The organism is Pseudomonas sp. GX19020 (genome assembly GCF_023371075.1).
GTDB lineage: Bacteria > Pseudomonadota > Alphaproteobacteria > Rhodobacterales > Rhodobacteraceae > Pseudogemmobacter.
Genome location: NZ_JAMCCR010000017.1, coordinates 85,896 through 106,750 on the forward strand (window position 1 = coordinate 85,896; position 20,855 = coordinate 106,750).

A 20,855-nucleotide genomic window follows, 5' to 3' on the forward strand; every position below is an offset into this window, starting at 1 on the left:
GGAGCATGCGCCTGTGCCGTCCAGGATGTCAAAGTGGCTCTTGAACCGATGGTTTTCTGATCTCAGGGTTTGATGATGCGATCCTCTTTTTTGCATGTAAGGATAAGGCAAGGCTCCGGGGGGCGTTCTCCCGACGAAAGACTATATTTGTTCATCGGCATCGACCGGATGAGCAGGTTCGCCGTGGCCTGACGCATCGACAAAGCCGACAGGAAGACGGCGTGTGAAAACCCATCCGAGCAAGGCTGCCGCGCTGAATGCCGCCCCCAGTGCCGAAACCCCGCCCCAGCCGGCATATGCGTAGGCCGTCGTTACTGCGATGGCTCCGATGGCGCTGCCGAGAGAGTAGAATGCCATATATCCGCCGACGAGCCGGCTGCGCGCCTGCGGATGCCGGTCGAAAATGATGCTCTGATTGGTGACATGGACGGCCTGTACTGCGAGGTCCAGCACCACGACACCAATCAACAGGGCGGGAATTGAGATCGGCAGCATTGCGATCAGCCCCCATGACACCAGCAGGAGCGTGAGCGAGAGGCCTGTCGTCCATTGACCGAGACCGCGATCCGCAAGCCTGCCCGCGCCCGTTGCAGCAATGGCCCCCGCCATGCCGACCAGTCCGAACAGGCCGATCTGGGTGTGGGAATAGCCGAATGGCGCAGCGCTGAGCGGCAGCACCAGCGCGGTCCAGAAGGTGCTGAACGCTGCAAAGATAAGCAAGGCGAGTATGCCGCGACCCAAAACCACGCGATCCGCCAGGAACAGAAGGGCGATGGAGCGCAAAGCCGCTGCGTAGCTGTCAGGGCTTTCCGGCGGCAGATTGCGCGGGAGGACGCGCCAAAGCAGTCCGGCCATCGCCAGTGTGAGGCCCGCCGAGGTCAGATAGACCGCCCGCCAACCGGCGAAGTCGGCGAGCATACCTGCGAAGAAGCGCGCGCCAAGGATGCCGATCACCACACCGCTCGTTACCATTCCAACAGCCTTGCCACGTTCGGCGGGCGTGGCGAGCGTCGCCGCGAAGGACACCAGCACCTGAACCATTACGGCGAACAATCCGACTGCGGCCATGCCGGCAAAGAGGATCGCTTCGGTCTTTGCGGTGCCGACGGCGATCAGCGCGACAACGGACAGCAAGCCCTGTCCGACGACAAGCTTCCGGCGGTCAACCAGGTCGCCCATCGGCACGATGAAGATCAGGCCCAGCCCGTAACCCAGCTGCGTCAATGTCACCACAAGGCCGATCGCGGCCGGCGCGATCCCGAAATCCTGCGCCATCGCCTCAAGCAGGGGCTGAGCGAAATAGATGTTGGCGACGCTGAGACCGGCGGCGATGGCGAAGACCAGGGCGATGATCCTCGACAAGCTGCCATCCTTGCCGTGCGGGGTGCTGCTTTCGTGCTGCATGGTGATCCTGCTTGCAACTTCATTCTGGTCTCAATTCAGAACTACTTGTGCGAGCAGTAATCCAGTTCTATTTTAGAACCAAATTCGCAATGATGGAGGTCGGCTGCGATGGTGAAACGGGTCAGCCTGTGGAATTCCGGTTGTCCGGTGGCGCGGTCTCTCGATGTGATCGGCGACTGGTGGTCACTGCTCATCATCCGCGATGCCTTCCACGGTGTAAGGCGGTTCAGCGAGTTTCAGACCGGCCTCGGCATTGCCAGGGGGGTGCTGGCAACACGGCTGCGCGATCTGACTGAACGCGGCATCCTGGAAATGGCGCCTGCCTCTGACGGCACCGCATATCGGGAATATGTCCTGACGGAGAAAGGGCGCGGCCTGTTTCTGGTGATCGTTGCGCTCCGCCAATGGGGTGAAGACCATCTTTACCACCCGGGCGAAGCAAGATCTTCACTGGTGGATATCGAAACCGGCGTTCCGGTCACTCGTCTGCAGCTGCATGCGGAAAATGGGCGGGCTGTCGGATGGAAAGAGACGCGGGTGCAGTAAACCAGCCTCGGCCGCGTCAACCACGCGTTCCTGCTGCGGTCGTATGACGGCCTGATCATCCGGGCCGGGAAGTCCCGGCCCTCCGCCATCGACGGCAGACCTGCCCGGCACCCCGGCTATGACAGGTCACGGCGCGTGCCGCATCAAACCCTGCGCAAAGGAAACCGTTCCGCACGGCAGATTTGTTCAGCAGCCTGTTAAGCCAGTGGCTGGATCTGCGGATAGTTCCGATAATAACAGAGCAAAGCGCTGATCCTGCCAGCGTTCCGAAATGTCGCGCTGCCAGATACCGCTTTCGCGCCTCATTCCGCTCCCCCATGCCGGCTGCGCCAGCAGCTGGCGCTTTCTGCGCTCTGCGCCTTCCCCTGGTCTGGCGCTCCGCGCCTGGCGGCGTGTCGGGCAGGGGACCTGGATTATTCGCTTTATTATACAGACGGTTGTCGCTCTTTCACCCGATTGATAGGCCGCACCTATCGAAACTGCTCCATTGATCGATTTGTCATTGCTGCGCCTGCATCCTAAAGGGGTCCGGAATTCTGCAAGGAGCTGACCATGGCCATCATCAACAGCAAGATCCTCCCCTTCAAAGCACAGGCTTTCCGGCAGGGCAAATTCATCGAGGTGACCGAATCGGATGCTGTCGGCCAATGGTCGGTGTTCTTTTTCTACCCGGCCGATTTCACCTTTGTCTGCCCGACCGAATTGGGCGATGTCGCCGATCACTATGCTGAATTGCAAAGCCGCGGCGTCGAAGTGTTCTCGGTCTCGACCGATACGCATTTCACGCATAAGGCCTGGCATGACAGCTCGGACACGATCGGCAAGATCAACTACACCATGATCGGCGACCCGACCCATCAGCTGAGCCGCAATTTCGGCGTGCTGCGCGAAGCTGAAGGCCTCGCAGACCGTGCAACCTTCATCGTCGACCCCGATGGTGTGATCCAGGCTTTTGAGATCACCGCCGAAGGCATCGGCCGCGACGCCGGGGATCTGCTGCGCAAAATCAAGGCTGCGCAATATGTCCGCGCCCATCCGGGCGAGGTCTGCCCGGCCAAATGGCAGGAAGGTGATGACACCCTTGCCCCTTCGCTGGATCTCGTTGGCAAGATCTGAGGCGCGCGCCGCTGATCCTGTCTCCCCCGGGGGTGTCCCCTCGCCCCCGGGACCTTCTGCTGACCCTGCCTGAAAGATTGATCCGATGCTCGACGCCGCTATGAAAACCCAGCTGAAGGGCTATCTGGAACGCCTTATGCGCCCGGTCGAGATCACCACTTTCGCGGGGGAAGACGCAAAATCGAGAGATATGCTGGCGCTGATCGCCGATATTCGCGGCCTCTCGGATAAGATCACTGTCACCGAAGGCGCGGATGCGGCGCGGGTGCCGTCTTTCGCATTGTCTTCGCCTGGCCAGGATATCAGCCTGACTTTTGCGGGCCTGCCGATGGGGCATGAATTCACCTCGCTGGTACTGGCGCTTTTGCAGACCGGTGGCTATCCGGCAAAGGTCGAACAGGCGATCCAGGACCAGATCCGGGCGCTGAAGGGCCGGTTCCGCTTTGAGACCTATTTCTCGCTCTCCTGCCAGAACTGCCCCGATGTGGTGCAGGCGCTGAACCTGATGGCGGTGCTGAACCCCGGGATCGAGCATGTCGCCATCGACGGCGCGCTCTTCCAGGCAGAGGTTGACGCACGGCAGGTGATGTCGGTTCCGACGATCTTTCTCAATGGTGAATTGTTCGGCGCGGGCCGGATGGATGCCGAACAGATCCTGGCAAAGATTGATACCGGTGCGGTGAGCCGCGCGGCAGAGAGCATCTCGGCCCAGGCGCCTTATGAGGTGCTGGTGGTCGGCGGAGGCCCGGCAGGTGCGGCGGCGGCGATCTATGCCGCACGCAAGGGGATCCGCACGGGCGTTGTCGCAGAACGCTTTGGCGGCCAGGTGCTCGATACGATGTCGATCGAGAACCTGATTTCGGTCCCGCATACCGAAGGACCGCAGCTCGCGCGTGCCCTGGAAACACATGTCCGCGAATATGAGGTCGATATTTTCAACACCCAGGTGGCCACCAGACTGGAAGAGGTACCGGGGGGCTATCGGGTTACCCTGGCCTCGGGCGCCGCGCTGAACGCGACATCGGTGATCCTGTCGACTGGGGCGCGCTGGCGCAAAATGGGCGTGCCTGGCGAAGAGCAATATCTGGCAAAGGGCGTCACCTTCTGCCCGCATTGTGACGGGCCTTTGTTCAAGGGCAAGCGCGTTGCGGTGATTGGCGGTGGCAACTCCGGCGCCGAGGCGGCGATTGATCTCGCCGGTCTTGTGACCCATGTGACCCTGATCGAATTCGACAAAGCCCTGCGCGCCGACGACGTGTTGCAGCGCAAGCTTCGCAGCCTGAAAAACGTCACCATCCTGACCGAGACCCGCACCACCGAGGTCAAAGGCGATGGCAGCAGGGTCACGGGCCTTGCCTGTGAAGACCGCCGGAGCGGCGAGATCCGTGAGATCGCGCTGGAGGGGATCTTCGTGCAAATCGGGCTGATGCCGAATACAGACTGGCTGAAATCCACGCTGACGCTCAGCCCGCGCGGCGAGATTGTGGTCGATGCCCATGGCGCAACCTCGCTGCCAGGGGTCTTTGCCGCCGGCGACTGCACTACCGCGCCCTATAAGCAGATCGTCATCGCCATGGGCGAAGGCGCAAGGGCCGGGCTCGCGGCCTTTGATCACCTCATACGTCTGCCGGTCGCCGAAAAGGCGGCCTGAACGGAGCGAATGGGATGAAGCTGCGCGATCTGGAATACCTGGTGGCCCTTGCGGATCACCGCAATTTCCATCGCGCGGCCGAGACCTGTCATGTCAGCCAGCCGACCCTTTCGGGCCAGATCCGCAAGCTCGAGGAAATGCTGGGATTTGATCTTTTTGAACGCGCGCCGCGCAATCTGCTGATCACCGATGCGGGGCGTGAAGTGCTTGCCCATGCCCGCCGCGCCCTGGCAGAGATCGGCCATATCCGGGATATTTCGGCCAGCCGCGCCAAAGGCGGGGCGCAGAGGCTGCGGCTTGGCGTATTTCCGACGCTTGGCCCCTATTTCCTGCCCTGCCTGGTTCCCGCTTTCGTTGCCCGTTTTCCCAGGACAGAGCTGATCTTGCAGGAGGCCAAAAGCAGCCTGCTGATCCGGCAGCTGGCGGATGGCCAGCTTGATGCCGCCTTGCTGGCGCTGCCGGTGACCGAGCCCGGCCTCACCGGCCTGTCCCTGTTTTCGGAACCCTTCCGCCTTGCGGTGCCGGCGGCTCACCCCCTGGCCGGGCGCGAACGGATCTCGGCGGCGGAGATGTCCGGGCAGCGCCTCATGCTGCTTGAGAGCGGCCATTGTCTGCGGGACCAGGCGCTTGATCTGTGCCGCATGTCAGGCGCGGAAGAGGTCGACGATTTTCGTGGCACCAGTCTCGAGACACTGCGCCAGATGGTGATTGCCGGCATGGGGATGACGCTTTTGCCCAGACTTGCCTGCACCAGCACCGATGGCCTCAGCTGTATCGCCATTGCCGATCCCGGATTTGTACGGCGGATCGGATTGTTCTGGCGCAAAAGCAACAGCCGCATCGAGGTGATGAATTCGCTTGGCGGCCTGATCGCTGATGCGGCGCGGGGGCAGGGGCTGCGTCTCGACGAAACAGCCTGAGGGCAATTGCCGGTCAGATGCTCTGTGTCAGCATCAGCCGCAGCGTGACAACAGGCCGGATCGCGCCACGCCGCGGTTTCCTCCGCTTTGTGGCCAGAGATCTGGCACCCGTGCCCCTGTCCGCGCGGTCTGAGCCGGAACTGTCGCTGCCTGCGCAATGTGGTGCGGGTACTCCTCCCAACACCCGCTGGCCAAAAACCGGGGCGTGGTCTCACCGGTCACGCCACCGCGCTGGTCAGGCGCTGGCAGGGACGGGGGGCGCTTCACAGATATGAAGATGGGTCCGCCATCCGGCGCATTTTTCATGCAGAGCATCAGGCAAGGCCCGGTCGGTAAACAGCGTGTCGATTTCAGCCAGACAAGCGATCCGCGCCGGTGCGGATCGGCCCAGCTTGCTGTGATCTGTGACCAGAAATGCCTGCCGGGCCTGGCGCAGGATTGCCCGGCTGACCCGCACCTCGGCCAGGTCATAATCCAGCAGGTCGCCGTCCAGATCCAGCGCCGATGTGCCGATAACCGCGTAATCCACCTTGAACTGTTCGATGAACTGGGTGGCAAGTTCGCCCACCAGGCCGCCATCTGAGCGGCGCAGCGCGCCCCCCGCTACCATGATCTCGCAGCCCGGATTATCCGCGAGAATATTGGCAACATTCATGTTGTTGGTGATGACCGTGATATTCGAATGGTGGATCAGTGCGCGCGCCACGGCTTCGGTTGTCGTGCCAAGGTTGAGGATCAGGCTGGAATTGTCGGGGATCGCTGCGGCGCAGGCGGTGGCGATCGCGGCCTTGGCCTCGGAATGCAGACGGCGGCGCGCCTCATAGCCCAGATTGACCATGCCCATACGGGGCACCGCCCCGCCATGGACGCGGTCAAGCAGCCCCGCCTCGGCCAGATCCGTCAGGTCGCGGCGGATGGTCTGCAGGGTCACGTCGAAACGATGCGCCAGATCCTCAACGACAACCCGGCCCTCGGCCCGGGCAAGTTCTACGATCTGGTTTTGCCGGATGCTCAGCACCAAGGAGTCGCGCCTTCTGCAAGGGTTCGTTTCATGCGCGGTTTTGTCCGCCGTTTTGCCGTTGTGATGCGGAAGAATACGGAAGGCAAGCCCGCGTGCAAGCCTGCGAGGCGGCGAAAAGCGAAAATTTAGACGCAGCATTTACGCCGCATCGCGGCAATTAATGTTCTTTAATGGCAAAATCGCGCAAAAACGAAAATGCATGCTTGACCGGTGAAATCTGGCTGCTACTCGTTGATGGGCGCGAAATTCGAGCTGAGGGAGAGAGGATGTCGACTACGACCGCAGACATGACCGATCTCTTTGTCATCGGCGGCGGCGTGAATGGGTGCGGCATTGCGCGGGACGCAGCGGGGCGCGGGCTTTCTGTCACGCTGTCCGAACAGGGTGATCTGGCGCAGGGCACCTCATCAGCCTCGACCAAGATGTTCCATGGCGGGCTGCGCTATCTGGAATATTTCGAATTCCATCTGGTGCGCGAAGCCTTGCAGGAGCGCGAAACCCTGCTGGTCGCCATGCCCCATATCAGCTGGCCGATGCGCTTCGTGCTGCCCTACAGCCCGGGGATGCGGTTCGAAAGTGACACGCCGACCTCGCGGCTTCTGGGGTTAGTGATGCCCTGGATGAAGGGGCGTCGCCCTGCCTGGCTGATCCGGCTGGGGCTTTTCCTTTATGACACGCTGGGCGGGCGCAAGATCCTGCCGGGCACGCGAAGGCTGGATCTGAAAACGGATCCGGCGGGGCGCTGGCTGCAGCCGGGCTTTGGTCGCGCCTGGGAATATTCCGACTGCTGGGTGCAGGATTCGCGCCTTGTGGTGCTGAATGCCCGCGATGCCGGGGCGCGGGGCGCGCGCATCCTGACGCGTACGAAAGTCATATCGGCGCACCGGACAGCCGCCCATTGGGAGATCACCACCGAAGGCCCGCACGGGCGCGAGACCCATCTGGCGCGGGCTCTGGTCAATGCCGGTGGCCCCTGGGTGGGCGAGGTGATCCGCGATGTGGCCCATATCACCTCGACCGAAGGGGTGCGGCTGGTGCGCGGCAGCCATATCGTGACACGCAAGCTCTATGATCACGACCGCGCCTATTTCTTCCAGGGCACAGATGGGCGGATCATCTTCGCCATTCCCTATGAAGACGATTTCACCCTGATCGGCACCACCGACAAGGATCATCAGGGCAGCCCGGCTGAAGTGGTCTGCACCGATGAGGAACGCGATTATCTTTGCGCCTTTGCCAGCCGCTATTTCGCAAAGCCGGTCACGACGGATGATGTGGTCTGGAGCTATTCCGGAGTGCGCCCGCTTTACAATGACGGCGCGAAATCGGCGACGGCGGCGACCCGGGAATATGTATTGAGCCTCGATACGGGGGCGGACCACAAGGCGCCGCCACTTCTGAATGTGTTCGGCGGCAAGATCACCACCTATCGCCGGCTGGCGGAAAATGCGCTGGCAAAGCTCGCGCCGTTTTTCCCGCAGGCCCGTGCGGCCTGGACGGCGCGGGTGGCGCTCCCCGGTGGCGATTTCCCGCATGACGGGGTGGCGGATCTGGTGGCGCGGCTGAAAGCGGCATTTCCGTTCCTGACCCAGGCCCATGCCGCCCGCCTGATCCGCACCTATGGCACCGAGGCGTCTGACCTGCTGGCGGGGGCGACCCGGCCGGAGGATCTGGGCCCGGATTTCGGCGCGACACTGAGCGGGGCCGAGGTCAACTGGCTGATCACCCGCGAATATGCCCGCGAGGCGGCGGACATCCTTTGGCGGCGCACCCGGCTTGGGCTGCATATGACCGAAGACCAGATCACGGCGCTGGAGGCCTTTATGGCCAAAGCGGCACAGAACCGGGAGATACCGGCAGCCTGAGAGCGAGAAATCGGCGTGCCCGGGCATTGGAGGATGCGAGGGCTGCGCCTGAGGGGAGGACAGATGACGCTGGAACTGCAGAACGTGTCGCGGCAGGTGGACGGGCGGGTGCATATCCACCCCACCAGCCTGACATTGCAGAAGGGCACGATGAATGTGCTTCTCGGGCCGACACTCTCGGGCAAGACCAGCCTGATGCGGCTGATGGCCGGGCTTGACCGGCCCGATGGCGGGGCGATCCTCTGGCAGGGCCAGGATGTGACGGGCCAGCGTGTCCAGGATCGCGGCGTCGCGATGGTCTATCAGCAATTCATCAATTACCCGGGCCTGACGGTCTATGAGAATATTGCCTCGCCTTTGCGCATCCTTGGCCGCCCGAAAGCCGAGATTGACCGTAAGGTGCAGGAAACCGCCGCCATGCTGCGGCTGACGCCGATGCTCACGCGCAAACCGCTGGAGTTGTCGGGCGGCCAGCAGCAGCGCTGTGCGCTGGCGCGGGCACTGGTCAAGGACGCGGGTCTTGTCCTGCTCGACGAGCCGCTGGCCAATCTTGACTACAAGCTGCGCGAGGAGCTGCGTGTCGAGATCCCGCGTATCTTCGAGGCTTCGGGCGCGATCTTTGTCTATGCGACCACCGAACCCGAAGAGGCGCTTTTGCTGGGCGGCAATACCGCAACCCTCTGGGAAGGACGGGTCACGCAATTCGGCCCGACACCCGAGGTTTACCGCCAGCCGGTCGATGCCACCACCGCCCGCGTCTTCAGCGATCCGCCGATGAATTTCCTGGCCGTGGTGAAGGAAGGCCAGCGGCTGAAATTCGGCAGCACGGCCAGCGCCCCCGCCGATGGGAGTCTCGCCGCGCTGCCAGACGGGCGCTACAGGGCGGGGTTCCGGGCCAATCACCTGTTCCTGCACCGGCCTTCCGCAAGTGCCGTATCCTTCCGGACAAAGCTCTCGGTCACCGAGATCACTGGCTCGGAAACCTTCCTCCATCTCGGCCATGAAGGCGAACGCTGGGTTGGTCTGGTCGAGGGGGTGCATGCCCTGACACCGGGCGCCGAGATCGAGGTCTGGCTCGACCCGGCGCATGTCTATCTCTTTGATGCGGAAGGGCGGCTGGCAGCGCCGGCGCCCTATGCGAGGGCCGCCTGACCATGGCACAGATCACGCTGAAAAACCTTGCCCACAGCTACCTGCCCAATCCCGCCAGCGAGAAGGATTACGCGCTGAAGGAGATGGACCATGTCTGGCAGGATGGCGGCGCCTATGCGTTGCTCGGGTCCTCGGGCTGCGGCAAGACCACACTTCTGAACATCATTTCGGGCCTCTTGCGCCCCAGTCATGGCCGGGTGCTGTTCGGAGATCTCGACGTGACCGACGCCGCCACGGCGGAGCGCAACATCGCCCAGGTGTTCCAGTTCCCTGTCGTCTATGACACGATGTCGGTGCGCGATAACCTTGCTTTCCCCCTGCGCAATCGCGGCATGGACCCGGCCTATATCAAGGCCCGCGTCGACCATATCGCGCAGATGATCGGGATGGAGGCGATGCTGTCGAGAAAGGCCCGGGGCCTGACGGCTGACGCTAAACAGAAGATCAGCCTTGGCCGCGGCATGGTGCGCGAGGATGTCAACGCGATCCTGTTTGACGAGCCGCTGACCGTCATCGACCCGCATATGAAATGGGAACTGCGCACCCAGCTGAAGCAGCTGCACCGCGAGTTTGGCCATACGATGATCTATGTCACCCATGACCAGACCGAGGCGCTGACCTTCGCCGATAAGGTGGTGATCATGTATGACGGGCGCGTGGTGCAGATGGGCACGCCGGAAGAACTATTCGAGACCCCGGCCCATAGTTTTGTCGGCTATTTCATCGGCTCGCCCGGGATGAACTTCCTCGAGGCTCAGGTCGCGGGGGATCGCGCCACGCTCAGCGATGGTACGGTGATCGCGCTTGGCGCTGATTATGCGCCGGTCACAGGCCAGATCGGCATCCGGCCGGAATATGTCAGCCTCAGCGCTGAGGGCCTCGCCCTGACCATCCACCGGATCGAGGATGTCGGACGGCACCGGCTGGTCCGGGGCGAGGTGCTGGGCAAGCCGTTGAATATGGTGCTGCCCGAGGGCGGCGGCGTTCCCGCAAGCCCCCGCGTCAGTTTTGCTGCGCAAAGGATCAACGTCTACGCGAATGACTGGCGGGTTGCACCGCGCTCGCCTGCAGAGAGGGCCGCGTGATGGAAAAGACGCAAAACAACCGCGCGTGGTTTCTGGTGATCCCGGTTCTGATCCTTGTCGCCTTTTCGGCGGTGATCCCGCTGATGACGGTGGTGAACTACGCCTTCAACGATACTTTCGGCAGCAATGATTTCTTCTGGGCCGGGCTGGAATGGTTCGACGAGATGATCCATTCCGAGCGCCTGCATGGCGCGCTTGGCCGCCAGGTGATGTTCTCGGCGATCATCCTCGCGATCGAGGTGCCTCTGGGGATTTTCGTCGCGCTGAACATGCCGAAAAAGGGCTTCTGGGCGTCTTTCTGCCTTGTGCTGATGGCGCTGCCTTTGCTGATCCCGTTCAATGTGGTCGGCACCATCTGGCAGATCTTTGGTCGCGTTGACATCGGCCTGCTGGGGCGCGGACTGGCGGCCCTGGGCATCAATTACAATTACACCAGCAACCCGTTCGATGCCTGGGCCACCGTGATCGTGATGGATGTCTGGCACTGGACCTCGCTGGTAGCCCTTTTGTGCTATGCGGGCCTGCAATCCATCCCCGAGGCCTATTACCAGGCCGCCCGCATTGATCAGGCCAGCCGCTGGTCGGTCTTTCGCTATATCGAATTGCCGAAGATGCAGGGCGTGTTGCTGATCGCGATACTGCTGCGGTTCATGGACAGTTTCATGATCTATACCGAGCCTTTCGTCGTGACGGGTGGCGGCCCGGGCAATTCGACCACCTTCCTGTCGATTGATCTGGTGAAAATGGCGGTGGGGCAGTTCGATCTTGGCCCGGCTGCGGCCTTCAGCCTGATGTATTTCCTCGTGATCCTGCTGGTTTCATGGGTGTTCTACACCGTGATGACCAATATGGATAAGGAGGCGAAGTGATGCGCGTGAAACCTTCCGCCATCGTGATGGCGCTTTACCTCCTGTTCCTGCTGGTGCCGATCTACTGGCTTGTGAACATGAGCTTCAAGACCAATACCGAGATCACCGGCGCCTTTACCCTGTTCCCGCATGAGTTCACGCTGCGGAACTACACGGTGATCCTGACCGACCCCTCCTGGTATATGGGTTACGTCAATTCGATCATCTATGTGGTGATGAATACGGTGATTTCGATCACCGTGGCGCTGCCGGCGGCCTATGCTTTCTCGCGCTATAATTTCATGGGCGACAAGCATCTGTTCTTCTGGCTGCTGACCAACCGCATGGCGCCGCCCGCCGTTTTCGCGCTGCCCTTCTTCCAGCTTTATTCAAGCGTGGGGCTTTTCGACACGCATATCGCGGTCGCGCTGGCGCATTGCCTGTTCAACGTGCCGCTGGCGGTCTGGATCCTTGAGGGGTTCATGCGCGGTGTCCCGAAAGAGATCGACGAGACCGCCTATATCGACGGCTATTCCTTCCCGCGGTTCTTCGTGAAGATCTTCATGCCGCTGATCGCATCGGGCATCGGGGTCGCGGCGTTCTTCTGCTTCATGTTCTCCTGGGTCGAGCTTTTGCTGTCGCGCACCCTGACCGCCGTTAACGCAAAGCCCATCGCCGCGATCATGACGCGCACAGTCTCGGCCTCGGGGATGGATTGGGGCGTGCTGGCGGCGGCGGGCGTGCTGACCATCGTGCCGGGCGCCCTGGTGATTTACTTCGTCCGCAATTATATCGCCAAGGGCTTCGCCCTGGGGAGGGTGTGATGACCACTGCCGAAACGGGCACTGCGGCCCGCCCCAACTGGACCCTGATCACCCTGACCGCTGCCGTGATCCTTGGTTGCGCATTGGCCTTCCTGATCTGGGCCACACCTTCGGGAAGTGACGGCAAGGCCTGGACCGACCCGATGATCCCGCGCGGCTGGATGGCCTGGAGCTTTCCTGTCGCCTTCTTCTTCTGGTGCATCGCGACAGTGCTGGTCACCTTTACCATTCTTGCCATCCGGTTTCCCGAAACGCCGCGCAAGGGCATTTTGCGCATCGAGACCACGCGCGGCGACCGTCTTTTCATTACCTTGCTCGGCTCGGCTTTCATCTGCCTCGGCTGGCTGTTTTTCGCAGGGCCCCCGGTGTGGGGGGCGCTCATCATCTGTCTTTTTTACGGCGCAGCGGTCTTTCGCTGGGTCTGACACTTCCCGGACCGGGATCACCCGGGCGGGCTCTTTCAACAAAGTTTCTCAGGGAGGAGAACATGAGGTTGAAGCATACCACCACCGCCATGGCGCTTGCGCTGATGGTCTTTGGCGCGCCCGCCTGGGCTGATATGGAGGCGGCGAAAAAGTTCCTCGACGCGGAAATCGGCGATCTCTCCTCGCTGACCCGCGCCGACCAGGAGGCCGAGATGCAATGGTTCATCGACGCGGCCGCCCCCCATAAGGGTATGGAAATCAAGGTCGTCTCGGAAACCATCACCACCCATGAATACGAGAGTAAAGTGCTGGCCCCGGCCTTTACCGCGATCACCGGGATCAAGGTCACCCATGACCTGATCGGCGAGGGCGATGTGGTTGAGAAGCTGCAGACCCAGATGCAGACCGGCGAGAATATCTATGACGGCTATGTCAACGATTCCGACCTGATCGGCACGCATTGGCGCTATCAGCAGGCGCGGAGCCTGACCGAATGGATGGCGAATGAGGGCAAGGATTACACCAATCCGGGCCTTGATCTGAATGACTTCATCGGGCTGAAATTCACCACCGCGCCGGATGGAGAGCTTTACCAGCTGCCCGACCAGCAATTCGCGAATCTCTACTGGTTCCGCTATGACTGGTTCAATGACGAGAAAACCAAAGCCGATTTCAAAGAGAAATATGGCTATGATCTGGGTGTGCCGCTGAACTGGTCGGCCTATGAGGATATCGCCGAATTCTTCACCGGGCGCGATATGTCCTATATGGGCGGGCCGGCTTCGGGCGTGTTCGGCAATATGGATTACGGGAAGAAAGACCCGAGCCTTGGCTGGCGCTACACAGACGCCTGGTTCTCAATGGCCGGGGGCGGCGACAAAGGCGATCCGAACGGTCTGCCGGTCGATGAATGGGGCATCCGGGTCGATGAAAACTCGCGCCCTGTCGGGTCTTGCGTGGCGCGCGGTGGCGCGACCAATGACGCGGCAGCGGTCTATGCTGTCACCAAGGCGATCGAATGGCTGAACAAATTCACGCCACCCGAAGCCCAGGGTATGACCTTCGGCGAGGCAGGTCCGGTTCCCGCGCAGGGCAATATCGCCCAGCAGATGTTCTGGTACACCACCTTTACCGCCGATATGCTGAAGCCCGGCACCGCCGTGATGAATGATGACGGCACGCCGAAATGGCGCATGGCTCCCAGCCCGCGCGGGGCGTACTGGACCGAGGGCACCAAGCTTGGCTATCAGGATGTCGGCTCCTGGACCCTGATGAAATCGACCCCGGTCGACCGCGCCCAGGCCGCCTGGCTCTATGCGCAGTTCGTGACCTCGAAAACCGTCGATGTGAAGAAAAGCCATGTCGGCCTGACCTTCATCCGCGAAAGCACCATCCAGGACAAGAGCTTCACCGAGCGCTCGCCCGCGCTTGGTGGTCTGGTCGAGTTCTACCGCTCGCCCGCCCGCGTGCAATGGACGCCCACCGGTACCAACGTGCCGGACTATCCGCGTCTGGCACAGCTCTGGTGGCAGCATATCGGGGATGCCATGTCGGGCGCGAAAACCCCGCAAGAGGCCCTCGACGCTCTTTGCGCCGAGCAGGAAAGCGTGATGGCACGTCTCGAACGTTCGGGCGTCCAGGGCGATATCGGTCCGAAACTGAACGAGGAATCCGATCCGGCAGAATGGCTTGCGAAAGAAGGCGCGCCGGTGGCAAAACTCGACAATGAAGATCCGACGCCGGAAACCATCAGCTATGACGAGCTGATCAAGTCCTGGCAGTAAGCTGACCGGGATCGGGCGGGCCAAAAGGGCTCGCCCGATTTTTCTAAGCAATGAAGAGGCCCGCGCGATGACCCATATTCTTGCCATTGATCAGGGCACGACCTCATCGAGAGCCATTCTTTTTGACCGGAACCTGAAGCCCGTCGCCCAGGCGCAGGAAGAATTTCCCCAGCATTATCAGCAGCCTGGCTGGGTGGAACATGATCCGGCCGATCTCTGGGCGACCATCGCTGCCGCGATGCGTGCCGTTATCGAGCGCGCAGGTATCCTGGCCAGCGACGTCGCCGCCATCGGCATCACCAATCAGCGCGAGACCACCCTTTTATGGGACCGTGCCACCGGCCAGCCGCTGCACAATGCCATCGTCTGGCAGGACCGCCGAACGGCGCAGATCTGCGACGCGCTGCGTGAGGCAGGGCACGAGGCCATGATCACGGCGAAAACCGGCCTGTTGCTGGATCCCTATTTCTCGGGAACCAAGCTGAAATATCTGCTCGATACGATTCCGGGTGCCCGGGCGCGGGCGGAAAAAGGCGAGCTGGCCTTTGGCACCGTCGACAGCTGGCTGATCTGGAACCTGACCGGCGGGCGCGTCCATGCGACGGATGCCACCAATGCCGCCCGCACCATGCTGTTCAATATCGTGGAAAACCGCTGGGATGCAGAGATCCTGACGCTGCTTGATATTCCGGCCGCCCTTCTTCCCGAGGTAAAGGATTGCGCCGCGGATTTTGGCATGACCCGTGCGGATCTGTTGGGGCGTGAGATCCCCATCCTTGGTGTGGCAGGGGATCAGCAGGCAGCCACAGTCGGTCAGGCCTGTTTCCAGCCCGGTATGATGAAATCGACCTATGGCACCGGCTGTTTCGCGCTTCTTAACACCGGAGCGCAGATGGTGCCTTCGAAGAACCGGCTCCTGACAACCATCGCCTACCGGCTGAAGGGCGAGTCCACCTATGCGCTGGAGGGCTCGATTTTCATCGCGGGGGCGGTGGTGCAGTGGCTGCGTGATGGCTTGCAGATCATCCGCGCCGCTTCCGAGACGCAGGCTCTTTCTGAGGCCGCCGATCCGGCGCAGGAGGTTATCCTGGTACCCGCTTTCACCGGGCTTGGCGCGCCTTACTGGCGGCCCGATTGCCGGGGCGCGATTTACGGGCTGACCCGCAATTCCGGCCCCGCCGAATTCGCCCGCGCCGCCCTGCAAAGCGTGGGCTACCAGACGCGCGACCTGCTGGAGGCGATGCGTGCCGACTGGGGGACCGATGCGGATGGCGTTTTGCGCGTTGATGGCGGCATGTCAGCAAGCGAGGGCGCAATGCAGTTTCTCTCGGATATCCTCGGCGCCCCTGTCGACCGCCCCGAAGTGACAGAAACCACGGCGCTCGGCGCGGCCTACCTTGCCGGTTTCCAGGCCGGGCTCTTGCCTGCGCCGGAAGATTTCGCGAAAAGCTGGGCGCTGGAAAAGCGTTTCACCCCCCGAATGGAGCCCGGCTTGCGCGATCAGAAATATGCCGCCTGGAAAAAAGCCGTGGCCGCCACAATGGCTGCGGCATGACCGGCAGTTTCAACGTCGCTTTGCCTGGCCGGATCCTGTTTGGCCGTGGCGAGGCGGCACAGGCGCCCGCGCTGATCCGTGCCTTTGGCCGCCGCGTGCTGCTGGTTCATGGCCAGGATCCCGCACGCGCCGCCTGGCTGAGAACGGCATTGCAGGATTGCACTTTACACTGCGTCTCTTGCGGCAGTGAGCCGACGCTTCCGATGCTCGAAGCGGCGCTGCGCGGTGTTGCGGGATTTGCCCCGGATGTGGTTGTGGGTCTCGGGGGTGGTGCGGTGATCGACATGGCCAAGGCGCTGGCGGCCCTGATCCCGGCGCCCGGCGGCGCGATGGACCATCTCGAGGTTGTGGGTCGCGCCTTGCCCCTCAGCGTGCCCCCGCTGCCTTGTGTCGCTTTGCCCTCTACCTCCGGCACCGGGGCCGAGGCGACGAAAAACGCGGTGATCGGCCTGCCCGAACATGGACGCAAGGTCTCGCTGCGCGATGACCGGATGCTGCCGCGCCTCGCGCTGGTCGATCCTGCGCTGACCGATCAGTGCCCGCGCAATGTGACGCTGGCCTCGGGCCTTGATGCGCTTGCCCAGGTGATCGAGCCTTATGTCTCGAACCGGGCCACGCCTTTCACCGATGCGCTGACCCTACCCGCTATCCCAAGGGGGCTTGCCGCATTGCAAAGCCTGATGCGCGGCGAAAACAAAGATGCGCGCGATGAAATGTCCTGGGTCAGCCTTACCGGCGGCATCGCGCTGGCCAATGGCGGGCTTGGCGCGGTGCATGGCCTGGCAGGCGTGATCGGCGGTGTGACACCGGCGGCACATGGTGCGATCTGTGGCGTCTTGCTTGGCCCGGTGCTTGCGGCAAACCGGGCGCGCGCGACCGGTGAGACCGCCGCGCGACTTGCCACCGTCTGCGATATTCTTGGCGAGGGGCTGGGGGTTTGCGGCGACGAGGCGCCGCGTGCGCTGTCCGTCTGGGCGCGTGCGGCCGGGCTTGCCGGCCTGCGGGATCAGGGCCTTGCGCCGGCGAGTTTTGCCGATGTGGCCAGGGCGTCGATGCAAAGCTCGTCCTTCAGAGGAAATCCGGTCGCGCTGAGCGCCGCAGATCTTGAAGTGATCCTGGCAGAGGCCGGGTGAAGGCCCGGGATCAGCCCTTGCCGATCGGTTTCGTGAAAAGACGCCATTCTTGCGCTGCGACGTCCCAGTCATCCCGGATAACGGGGCGGCTGGCGATCTGGCGGTAGCCCCTGGCCGTATAGAGGCGCAGCGCGTCCAGATGCGTGTCGGCGGCGATAAGGCTGATGCTGTCATGACCTGCCGCCGCCGCAATGATCTCGGCCTGTGCCAGCAAGGCGCTGCCAAGACCTTTGCCGCGAAATTCGGGATAAGAGGCCAGCACATTCAGATACCAGGAGCCGGGTGCCAGCGCCTCAAGTTCCAGCAGCGGCACAAAGATCGGCGGCATATCGGGGGCAATCGGGCCGGGCTCGGTCTCGGCCGCATAGCCCAGCAGGCAGGCCGCGACGGCACCGTCAGCCTCTGCGAGCCATGCATTGGAATAAGAGAAATTCCCGGTCTCACGTGCGGCACGTTCCTGCCCGAGCGCCCAGGGGTCGCCATTCGGGCCCACGGATTTGCGCCAGAAATGCAATGGCAGATCATCGGCTGCCATATTGATGAAACGCACCAGATGCGCGGCGTCATCTGCCCTTGCTTTGCGGATTTCCATGGCTCTGTCCCGTTCCTGCCTTTGCGCGGCTCTGATGTGCAGTCTTTGACGATCTGTCGCGCGCTTACCAGCCCCATCGGGTGTTGTACGCCGGATCCGCCGCCTGCCCGGCCCTCGCGGCTTGCGCGACGGGCGGCGGCGGCCTACCAAGATTGCCGAGATCTGAATCATCATTCCGAGGACAGACATGAGCATCACGGTATTCCGCTTCCCCGCGCCCGGACCCGAGCCCATCACCACCGATCTGGAGGGCTGGGTCAAGGTCGAGGGCAATCCGACCATGCGCTACTGGATCCAGCATACCTCGCTGGACGGTAATGTGATCTCGGGCACCTGGGAGGCAACGACCGGAACCTGGCATGCAAGCTACCAGTTCTATGAATTCGTTCACCTGATCGAAGGCCGCATCACCATCACCCCCGATGGCGGTACCCCTGTCACGGTCGGGCCGGGTGATGCTTTCGCGGTGGAGGCGACGTTCAAAGGCACCTGGACCGTCGAAGAGCCGGTGCGCAAACATTTCGCCATCCGGCTGAAGTAAACCCTGATCCAGTCTTTGCCGGGGGGCTGAACTCACCCTCCGGCAGACTATCCTTCGCAGGCCGGACCGCATGGGCGGCTGGACTTCGCGGGTGATTGCTCTATCTCTGCCCTTGCCTTTTTTCGGGACGGGGACAGAATGCAGAAAATCACCCTGCCAGAGCGGCCAGACTGGCGCGACAAAGCCGCAGAGCTCGGCTTTACCTTTGCCGATATGCATGGCGAGCCCTATTGGGATGAAAGCTCGGCCTATGGCTTTACGCTTGGCCAGATCGAAGAGGATCTGGAAGATCCCGCGACCGCGCTTCATGCCATGTGTCGCGAAGCCGCAGGTCAGATCATCGCCAGCGAAGAGCTGATGGAGCGCCTGGCGATCCCGCGCGCGTATTGGGATCTGGTCGCAGACAGCTGGCGCCGCAATGAGCCAGAGATCTATGGCCGCTTCGATCTGGTCTATGATGGCAACGGCCCGGCGAAACTGCTGGAATATAACGCGGATACGCCGACTTCGCTCTATGAGAGTGCGTCATTCCAGTGGACCTGGCTGGAAGATCAGCTTGCGGCCGGGGTGCTGCGCGAGGGCGATGACCAGTTCAACAGCATCCATGAGGCGCTGGTTGATCGCTTTCGCGAATTATTCGCACAAGGCACGGATCTGCATTTCACCGCCATGGGCGGCAATCCCGAAGATTACGCCACGGTCGAAACCATGGGCTGGGCTGCGCGTGAGGCGGGGCTTGGTGCGCATTACAGCGATCTGGACAAGATCGGCCTTTCGTCTGACGGCCAGTTCATCGATGCCGAGGACCGGGTGATCGGGACGCTGTTCAAGCTCTACCCCTGGGAAGATCTGCTGCGCGACGATTATGCGGCGCATATTGCCGGCTCGGGCGCGATGCTGCTGGAACCGGCCTGGAAGGCCGTTTTGTCGAATAAGGGCCTGCTTCCGGTCCTGTGGCAGATGTTCGAAGGCCATCCGAACCTGCTGCCCGCGTTTTTCGAGGCGGATATTTCGCAGGATCTGCCCGGGGCCGTAGCCGGATCTGCACGCGGCGCCATTCCGCCCGCTGTCAGTGCGAGCCTCAGTCGCGCCGAGGCGCAGCTCGCCCAGGGCTATGTGCGCAAGCCGCTTTTCTCCCGCGAAGGCGCCTCGGTCGATATCTACGAAGAAGGGCGCGCGACCGAGACCGCAGCGGCGCGCCGCTATGACCAGCATCCGCGCATCATCCAGGCCCTGCACCCGCTGCCGGTCTTTGACGGCTTTCGCCCGGTGATCGGCGCCTGGGTGGTCGGGCAGACCGCTGCGGGCATCGGGATCCGCGAGGATCGCTCCCGCATCACCCAGGACCTGTCGCGGTTCAAACCGCATTTCATTCGCGACTGAATTGACCCCGAAAGGCTTAGACATGCAAAAATCCGCTCCGGTCACAGCTCCGGTCATCAGGGCGACCAGAAAACGCTCGCGTCACGTCGCGCTGGCGATCCTCGGGGCGGCGAGCTTCGCGCTTGCGGCCTGTACCGAAGACGAGGTCGATGCCCAGGCCTTCCCGGATCTGAAAAGCTGTAAAGAAGCGGCATCACTGGGCGGCATGTTCTCAGGCGCAGATTGCGACGCCGCTTTCGCCGAGGCCGAGGTGCTGCATGTCGAAACCGCGCCACGCTATGACAGTCTGCAAACCTGTGAGGCAGAGCATGGCGCGGGCGCCTGCGGCAATGAACAACAGGTGCAGTCAGGCGGGTCGGGGTCGATCTTCATGCCGCTGATGATGGGCTATCTGATCGGCAATATGCTGGGCGGTCAGCGTGGCGTCGCGGCGGCGCAGCCGCTTTATAAGACATCGGATGGCAAATTCGCCAATGCGGCGGGAACCTCGGCCTATTCCTCGAATTCCGGCAAGGCAAAGCTCCCGGCGAGCCAGTTCACCCGGCCGCCCACCACCGTTGGAAAGCCGCCGATGACCAAAGCCACCGCGCAGTCTCGTGGCGGTTTCGGGGCCAGCAGTGGCAGCTCCGCCGGCGGCTGAGGCACAGGCGCAGTTCCCTGTCATGCGGCAAATATGTGGCCCGGCGTTTGCCGGGCCTTTTTCATTTGCGCAAAGGTGGTGGGGCGAAGGTGCTGACCTGTGACGACCATGCGCGTAGGTCGCGCGCAGAGGGAAATGCTCTGCTTCTGCGGGGAGAGGGACGCGACTCCGGGGGGTGTGCGGAAAATCCAGGTGCTTCTGGCGGAATCATCGTTGCGATTCTTGGTGCGGGGCATTGATTCCATGATGTTATCCCCATTTTGGGTTTGGGTCTGGGGATAAGGTTGTCTGGCTCTTTGGCAGGCTTTTGCTGAGAGGCCTTATTTTATTGGTCTCCTGACAAAAAAACGTCATGAAGTGCATTTTTCTG

At 62.3% G+C, this 20,855-nt stretch carries 18 protein-coding genes and 2 pseudogenes; 17 read left to right on the plus strand and 3 right to left on the minus strand.

Annotated features, from left to right (window positions below):
- Positions 1-141: 141 nt before the first annotated feature.
- A complete protein-coding gene (locus tag M3484_RS20100) occupies positions 142-1,404 on the minus strand; it encodes an MFS transporter (protein ID WP_502942490.1) in 1,263 nt (420 codons plus the stop codon).
- 108 nt (positions 1,405-1,512) lie between these two features.
- Between M3484_RS20100 and M3484_RS20105 the strand changes: the two genes are divergently transcribed.
- The 4 genes from M3484_RS20105 (at position 1,513) to M3484_RS20120 (ending at position 5,637) form a co-directional block, all read left to right on the plus strand.
- Positions 1,513-1,950, plus strand: a complete 438-nt coding sequence (locus M3484_RS20105) for a winged helix-turn-helix transcriptional regulator (RefSeq protein ID WP_249498943.1) — start codon at positions 1,513-1,515, stop codon at positions 1,948-1,950.
- A gap of 552 nt (positions 1,951-2,502) precedes the next feature.
- Positions 2,503-3,066, plus strand: a complete 564-nt coding sequence (gene ahpC, locus M3484_RS20110; protein WP_249498944.1) for an alkyl hydroperoxide reductase subunit C — start codon at positions 2,503-2,505, stop codon at positions 3,064-3,066.
- A gap of 85 nt (positions 3,067-3,151) precedes the next feature.
- A complete protein-coding gene (gene ahpF, locus M3484_RS20115) occupies positions 3,152-4,717 on the plus strand; it encodes an alkyl hydroperoxide reductase subunit F (protein ID WP_249498945.1) in 1,566 nt (521 codons plus the stop codon).
- 14 nt (positions 4,718-4,731) lie between these two features.
- Positions 4,732-5,637, plus strand: coding sequence for a LysR substrate-binding domain-containing protein (locus M3484_RS20120; RefSeq protein WP_249498946.1), 906 nt, complete (start codon positions 4,732-4,734; stop codon positions 5,635-5,637).
- Positions 5,638-5,872: 235 nt separating this feature from the next.
- Here M3484_RS20120 and M3484_RS20125 read toward each other — a convergent pair whose 3' ends face one another.
- Positions 5,873-6,655, minus strand: a complete 783-nt coding sequence (locus M3484_RS20125; protein WP_249498959.1) for a DeoR/GlpR family DNA-binding transcription regulator — start codon at positions 6,653-6,655, stop codon at positions 5,873-5,875.
- 269 nt (positions 6,656-6,924) lie between these two features.
- On the opposite strand from M3484_RS20125, the gene glpD reads away from it, so the two are divergent.
- From glpD to M3484_RS20170, 10 genes and pseudogenes are all read left to right on the plus strand, one after another.
- Entirely contained in the window at positions 6,925-8,523 is a 1,599-nt protein-coding gene (gene glpD / locus M3484_RS20130) for a glycerol-3-phosphate dehydrogenase (protein WP_249498947.1), read from the plus strand.
- A gap of 63 nt (positions 8,524-8,586) precedes the next feature.
- Positions 8,587-9,675: an ABC transporter ATP-binding protein gene (locus tag M3484_RS20135; RefSeq protein WP_249498948.1), complete on the plus strand. Its 1,089-nt coding sequence runs from the start codon at positions 8,587-8,589 to the stop codon at positions 9,673-9,675.
- 2 nt (positions 9,676-9,677) lie between these two features.
- Positions 9,678-10,760 (plus strand): ABC transporter ATP-binding protein, encoded by a 1,083-nt coding sequence (locus M3484_RS20140; RefSeq protein WP_249498949.1) that lies wholly within the window; start codon positions 9,678-9,680, stop codon positions 10,758-10,760.
- Positions 10,760-10,874, plus strand: a pseudogene (locus tag M3484_RS24065) (sugar ABC transporter permease); the annotation flags it as partial. The gene M3484_RS20140 and the pseudogene M3484_RS24065, both read left to right, overlap by 1 nt.
- Before the next feature lie 62 nt (positions 10,875-10,936).
- Positions 10,937-11,629 (plus strand): annotated as a pseudogene (locus M3484_RS20145) (carbohydrate ABC transporter permease); the annotation flags it as partial.
- 26 nt (positions 11,630-11,655) lie between these two features.
- On the plus strand, positions 11,656-12,432 hold the full coding sequence (locus M3484_RS20150) for a carbohydrate ABC transporter permease (protein WP_502942492.1): 777 nt from the start codon (positions 11,656-11,658) through the stop codon (positions 12,430-12,432).
- The gene (locus tag M3484_RS20155; protein WP_092903231.1) at positions 12,432-12,857 is read left to right on the plus strand and encodes a DUF2160 domain-containing protein; all 426 of its coding nucleotides are present in this window, start codon (positions 12,432-12,434) and stop codon (positions 12,855-12,857) included. Before M3484_RS20150 ends, M3484_RS20155 begins: the two co-directional genes overlap by 1 nt.
- Positions 12,858-12,919: 62 nt before the next feature.
- Positions 12,920-14,641 (plus strand): ABC transporter substrate-binding protein, encoded by a 1,722-nt coding sequence (locus tag M3484_RS20160; RefSeq protein ID WP_092903233.1) that lies wholly within the window; start codon positions 12,920-12,922, stop codon positions 14,639-14,641.
- A gap of 67 nt (positions 14,642-14,708) precedes the next feature.
- Entirely contained in the window at positions 14,709-16,196 is a 1,488-nt protein-coding gene (glpK, locus tag M3484_RS20165) for a glycerol kinase GlpK (protein WP_249498951.1), read from the plus strand.
- Positions 16,193-17,329 carry an iron-containing alcohol dehydrogenase gene (locus M3484_RS20170; RefSeq protein WP_249498952.1) on the plus strand — a complete coding sequence of 379 codons (1,137 nt, stop codon included), beginning with the start codon at positions 16,193-16,195 and terminating at the stop codon, positions 17,327-17,329. The genes glpK and M3484_RS20170 overlap by 4 nt, the downstream gene beginning before the upstream one ends.
- A gap of 10 nt (positions 17,330-17,339) precedes the next feature.
- Here M3484_RS20170 and M3484_RS20175 read toward each other — a convergent pair whose 3' ends face one another.
- Positions 17,340-17,921 carry a GNAT family N-acetyltransferase gene (locus M3484_RS20175; protein ID WP_249498953.1) on the minus strand — a complete coding sequence of 194 codons (582 nt, stop codon included), beginning with the start codon at positions 17,919-17,921 and terminating at the stop codon, positions 17,340-17,342.
- 187 nt (positions 17,922-18,108) lie between these two features.
- Between M3484_RS20175 and M3484_RS20180 the strand changes: the two genes are divergently transcribed.
- The 3 genes from M3484_RS20180 to M3484_RS20190 all read left to right on the plus strand — a co-directional run bounded on the left by M3484_RS20180 (position 18,109) and on the right by M3484_RS20190 (position 20,485).
- Positions 18,109-18,462: a cupin domain-containing protein gene (locus M3484_RS20180; RefSeq protein ID WP_198839162.1), complete on the plus strand. Its 354-nt coding sequence runs from the start codon at positions 18,109-18,111 to the stop codon at positions 18,460-18,462.
- Between the two features lie 138 nt (positions 18,463-18,600).
- On the plus strand, positions 18,601-19,845 hold the full coding sequence (locus M3484_RS20185; RefSeq protein WP_249498954.1) for a glutathionylspermidine synthase family protein: 1,245 nt from the start codon (positions 18,601-18,603) through the stop codon (positions 19,843-19,845).
- Between the two features lie 22 nt (positions 19,846-19,867).
- The gene (locus M3484_RS20190) at positions 19,868-20,485 is read left to right on the plus strand and encodes a DUF1190 domain-containing protein (RefSeq protein WP_249498955.1); all 618 of its coding nucleotides are present in this window, start codon (positions 19,868-19,870) and stop codon (positions 20,483-20,485) included.
- Positions 20,486-20,855 lie beyond the last annotated feature (370 nt).

Coding starts and splice junctions, on each gene's coding strand:
- M3484_RS20100 (WP_502942490.1), bottom strand. CDS start 1,404: ATGCAGCACGAAAGCAGCACCCCGCACGGCAAGGATGGCAGCTTGTCG.
- M3484_RS20105 (WP_249498943.1), top strand. CDS start 1,513: ATGGTGAAACGGGTCAGCCTGTGGAATTCCGGTTGTCCGGTGGCGCGG.
- ahpC (WP_249498944.1), top strand. CDS start 2,503: ATGGCCATCATCAACAGCAAGATCCTCCCCTTCAAAGCACAGGCTTTC.
- ahpF (WP_249498945.1), top strand. CDS start 3,152: ATGCTCGACGCCGCTATGAAAACCCAGCTGAAGGGCTATCTGGAACGC.
- M3484_RS20120 (WP_249498946.1), top strand. CDS start 4,732: ATGAAGCTGCGCGATCTGGAATACCTGGTGGCCCTTGCGGATCACCGC.
- glpD (WP_249498947.1), top strand. CDS start 6,925: ATGTCGACTACGACCGCAGACATGACCGATCTCTTTGTCATCGGCGGC.
- M3484_RS20135 (WP_249498948.1), top strand. CDS start 8,587: ATGACGCTGGAACTGCAGAACGTGTCGCGGCAGGTGGACGGGCGGGTG.
- M3484_RS20140 (WP_249498949.1), top strand. CDS start 9,678: ATGGCACAGATCACGCTGAAAAACCTTGCCCACAGCTACCTGCCCAAT.
- M3484_RS20150 (WP_502942492.1), top strand. CDS start 11,656: ATGGCGCTTTACCTCCTGTTCCTGCTGGTGCCGATCTACTGGCTTGTG.
- M3484_RS20155 (WP_092903231.1), top strand. CDS start 12,432: ATGACCACTGCCGAAACGGGCACTGCGGCCCGCCCCAACTGGACCCTG.
- M3484_RS20160 (WP_092903233.1), top strand. CDS start 12,920: ATGAGGTTGAAGCATACCACCACCGCCATGGCGCTTGCGCTGATGGTC.
- glpK (WP_249498951.1), top strand. CDS start 14,709: ATGACCCATATTCTTGCCATTGATCAGGGCACGACCTCATCGAGAGCC.
- M3484_RS20170 (WP_249498952.1), top strand. CDS start 16,193: ATGACCGGCAGTTTCAACGTCGCTTTGCCTGGCCGGATCCTGTTTGGC.
- M3484_RS20175 (WP_249498953.1), bottom strand. CDS start 17,921: ATGGAAATCCGCAAAGCAAGGGCAGATGACGCCGCGCATCTGGTGCGT.
- M3484_RS20180 (WP_198839162.1), top strand. CDS start 18,109: ATGAGCATCACGGTATTCCGCTTCCCCGCGCCCGGACCCGAGCCCATC.
- M3484_RS20185 (WP_249498954.1), top strand. CDS start 18,601: ATGCAGAAAATCACCCTGCCAGAGCGGCCAGACTGGCGCGACAAAGCC.
- M3484_RS20190 (WP_249498955.1), top strand. CDS start 19,868: ATGCAAAAATCCGCTCCGGTCACAGCTCCGGTCATCAGGGCGACCAGA.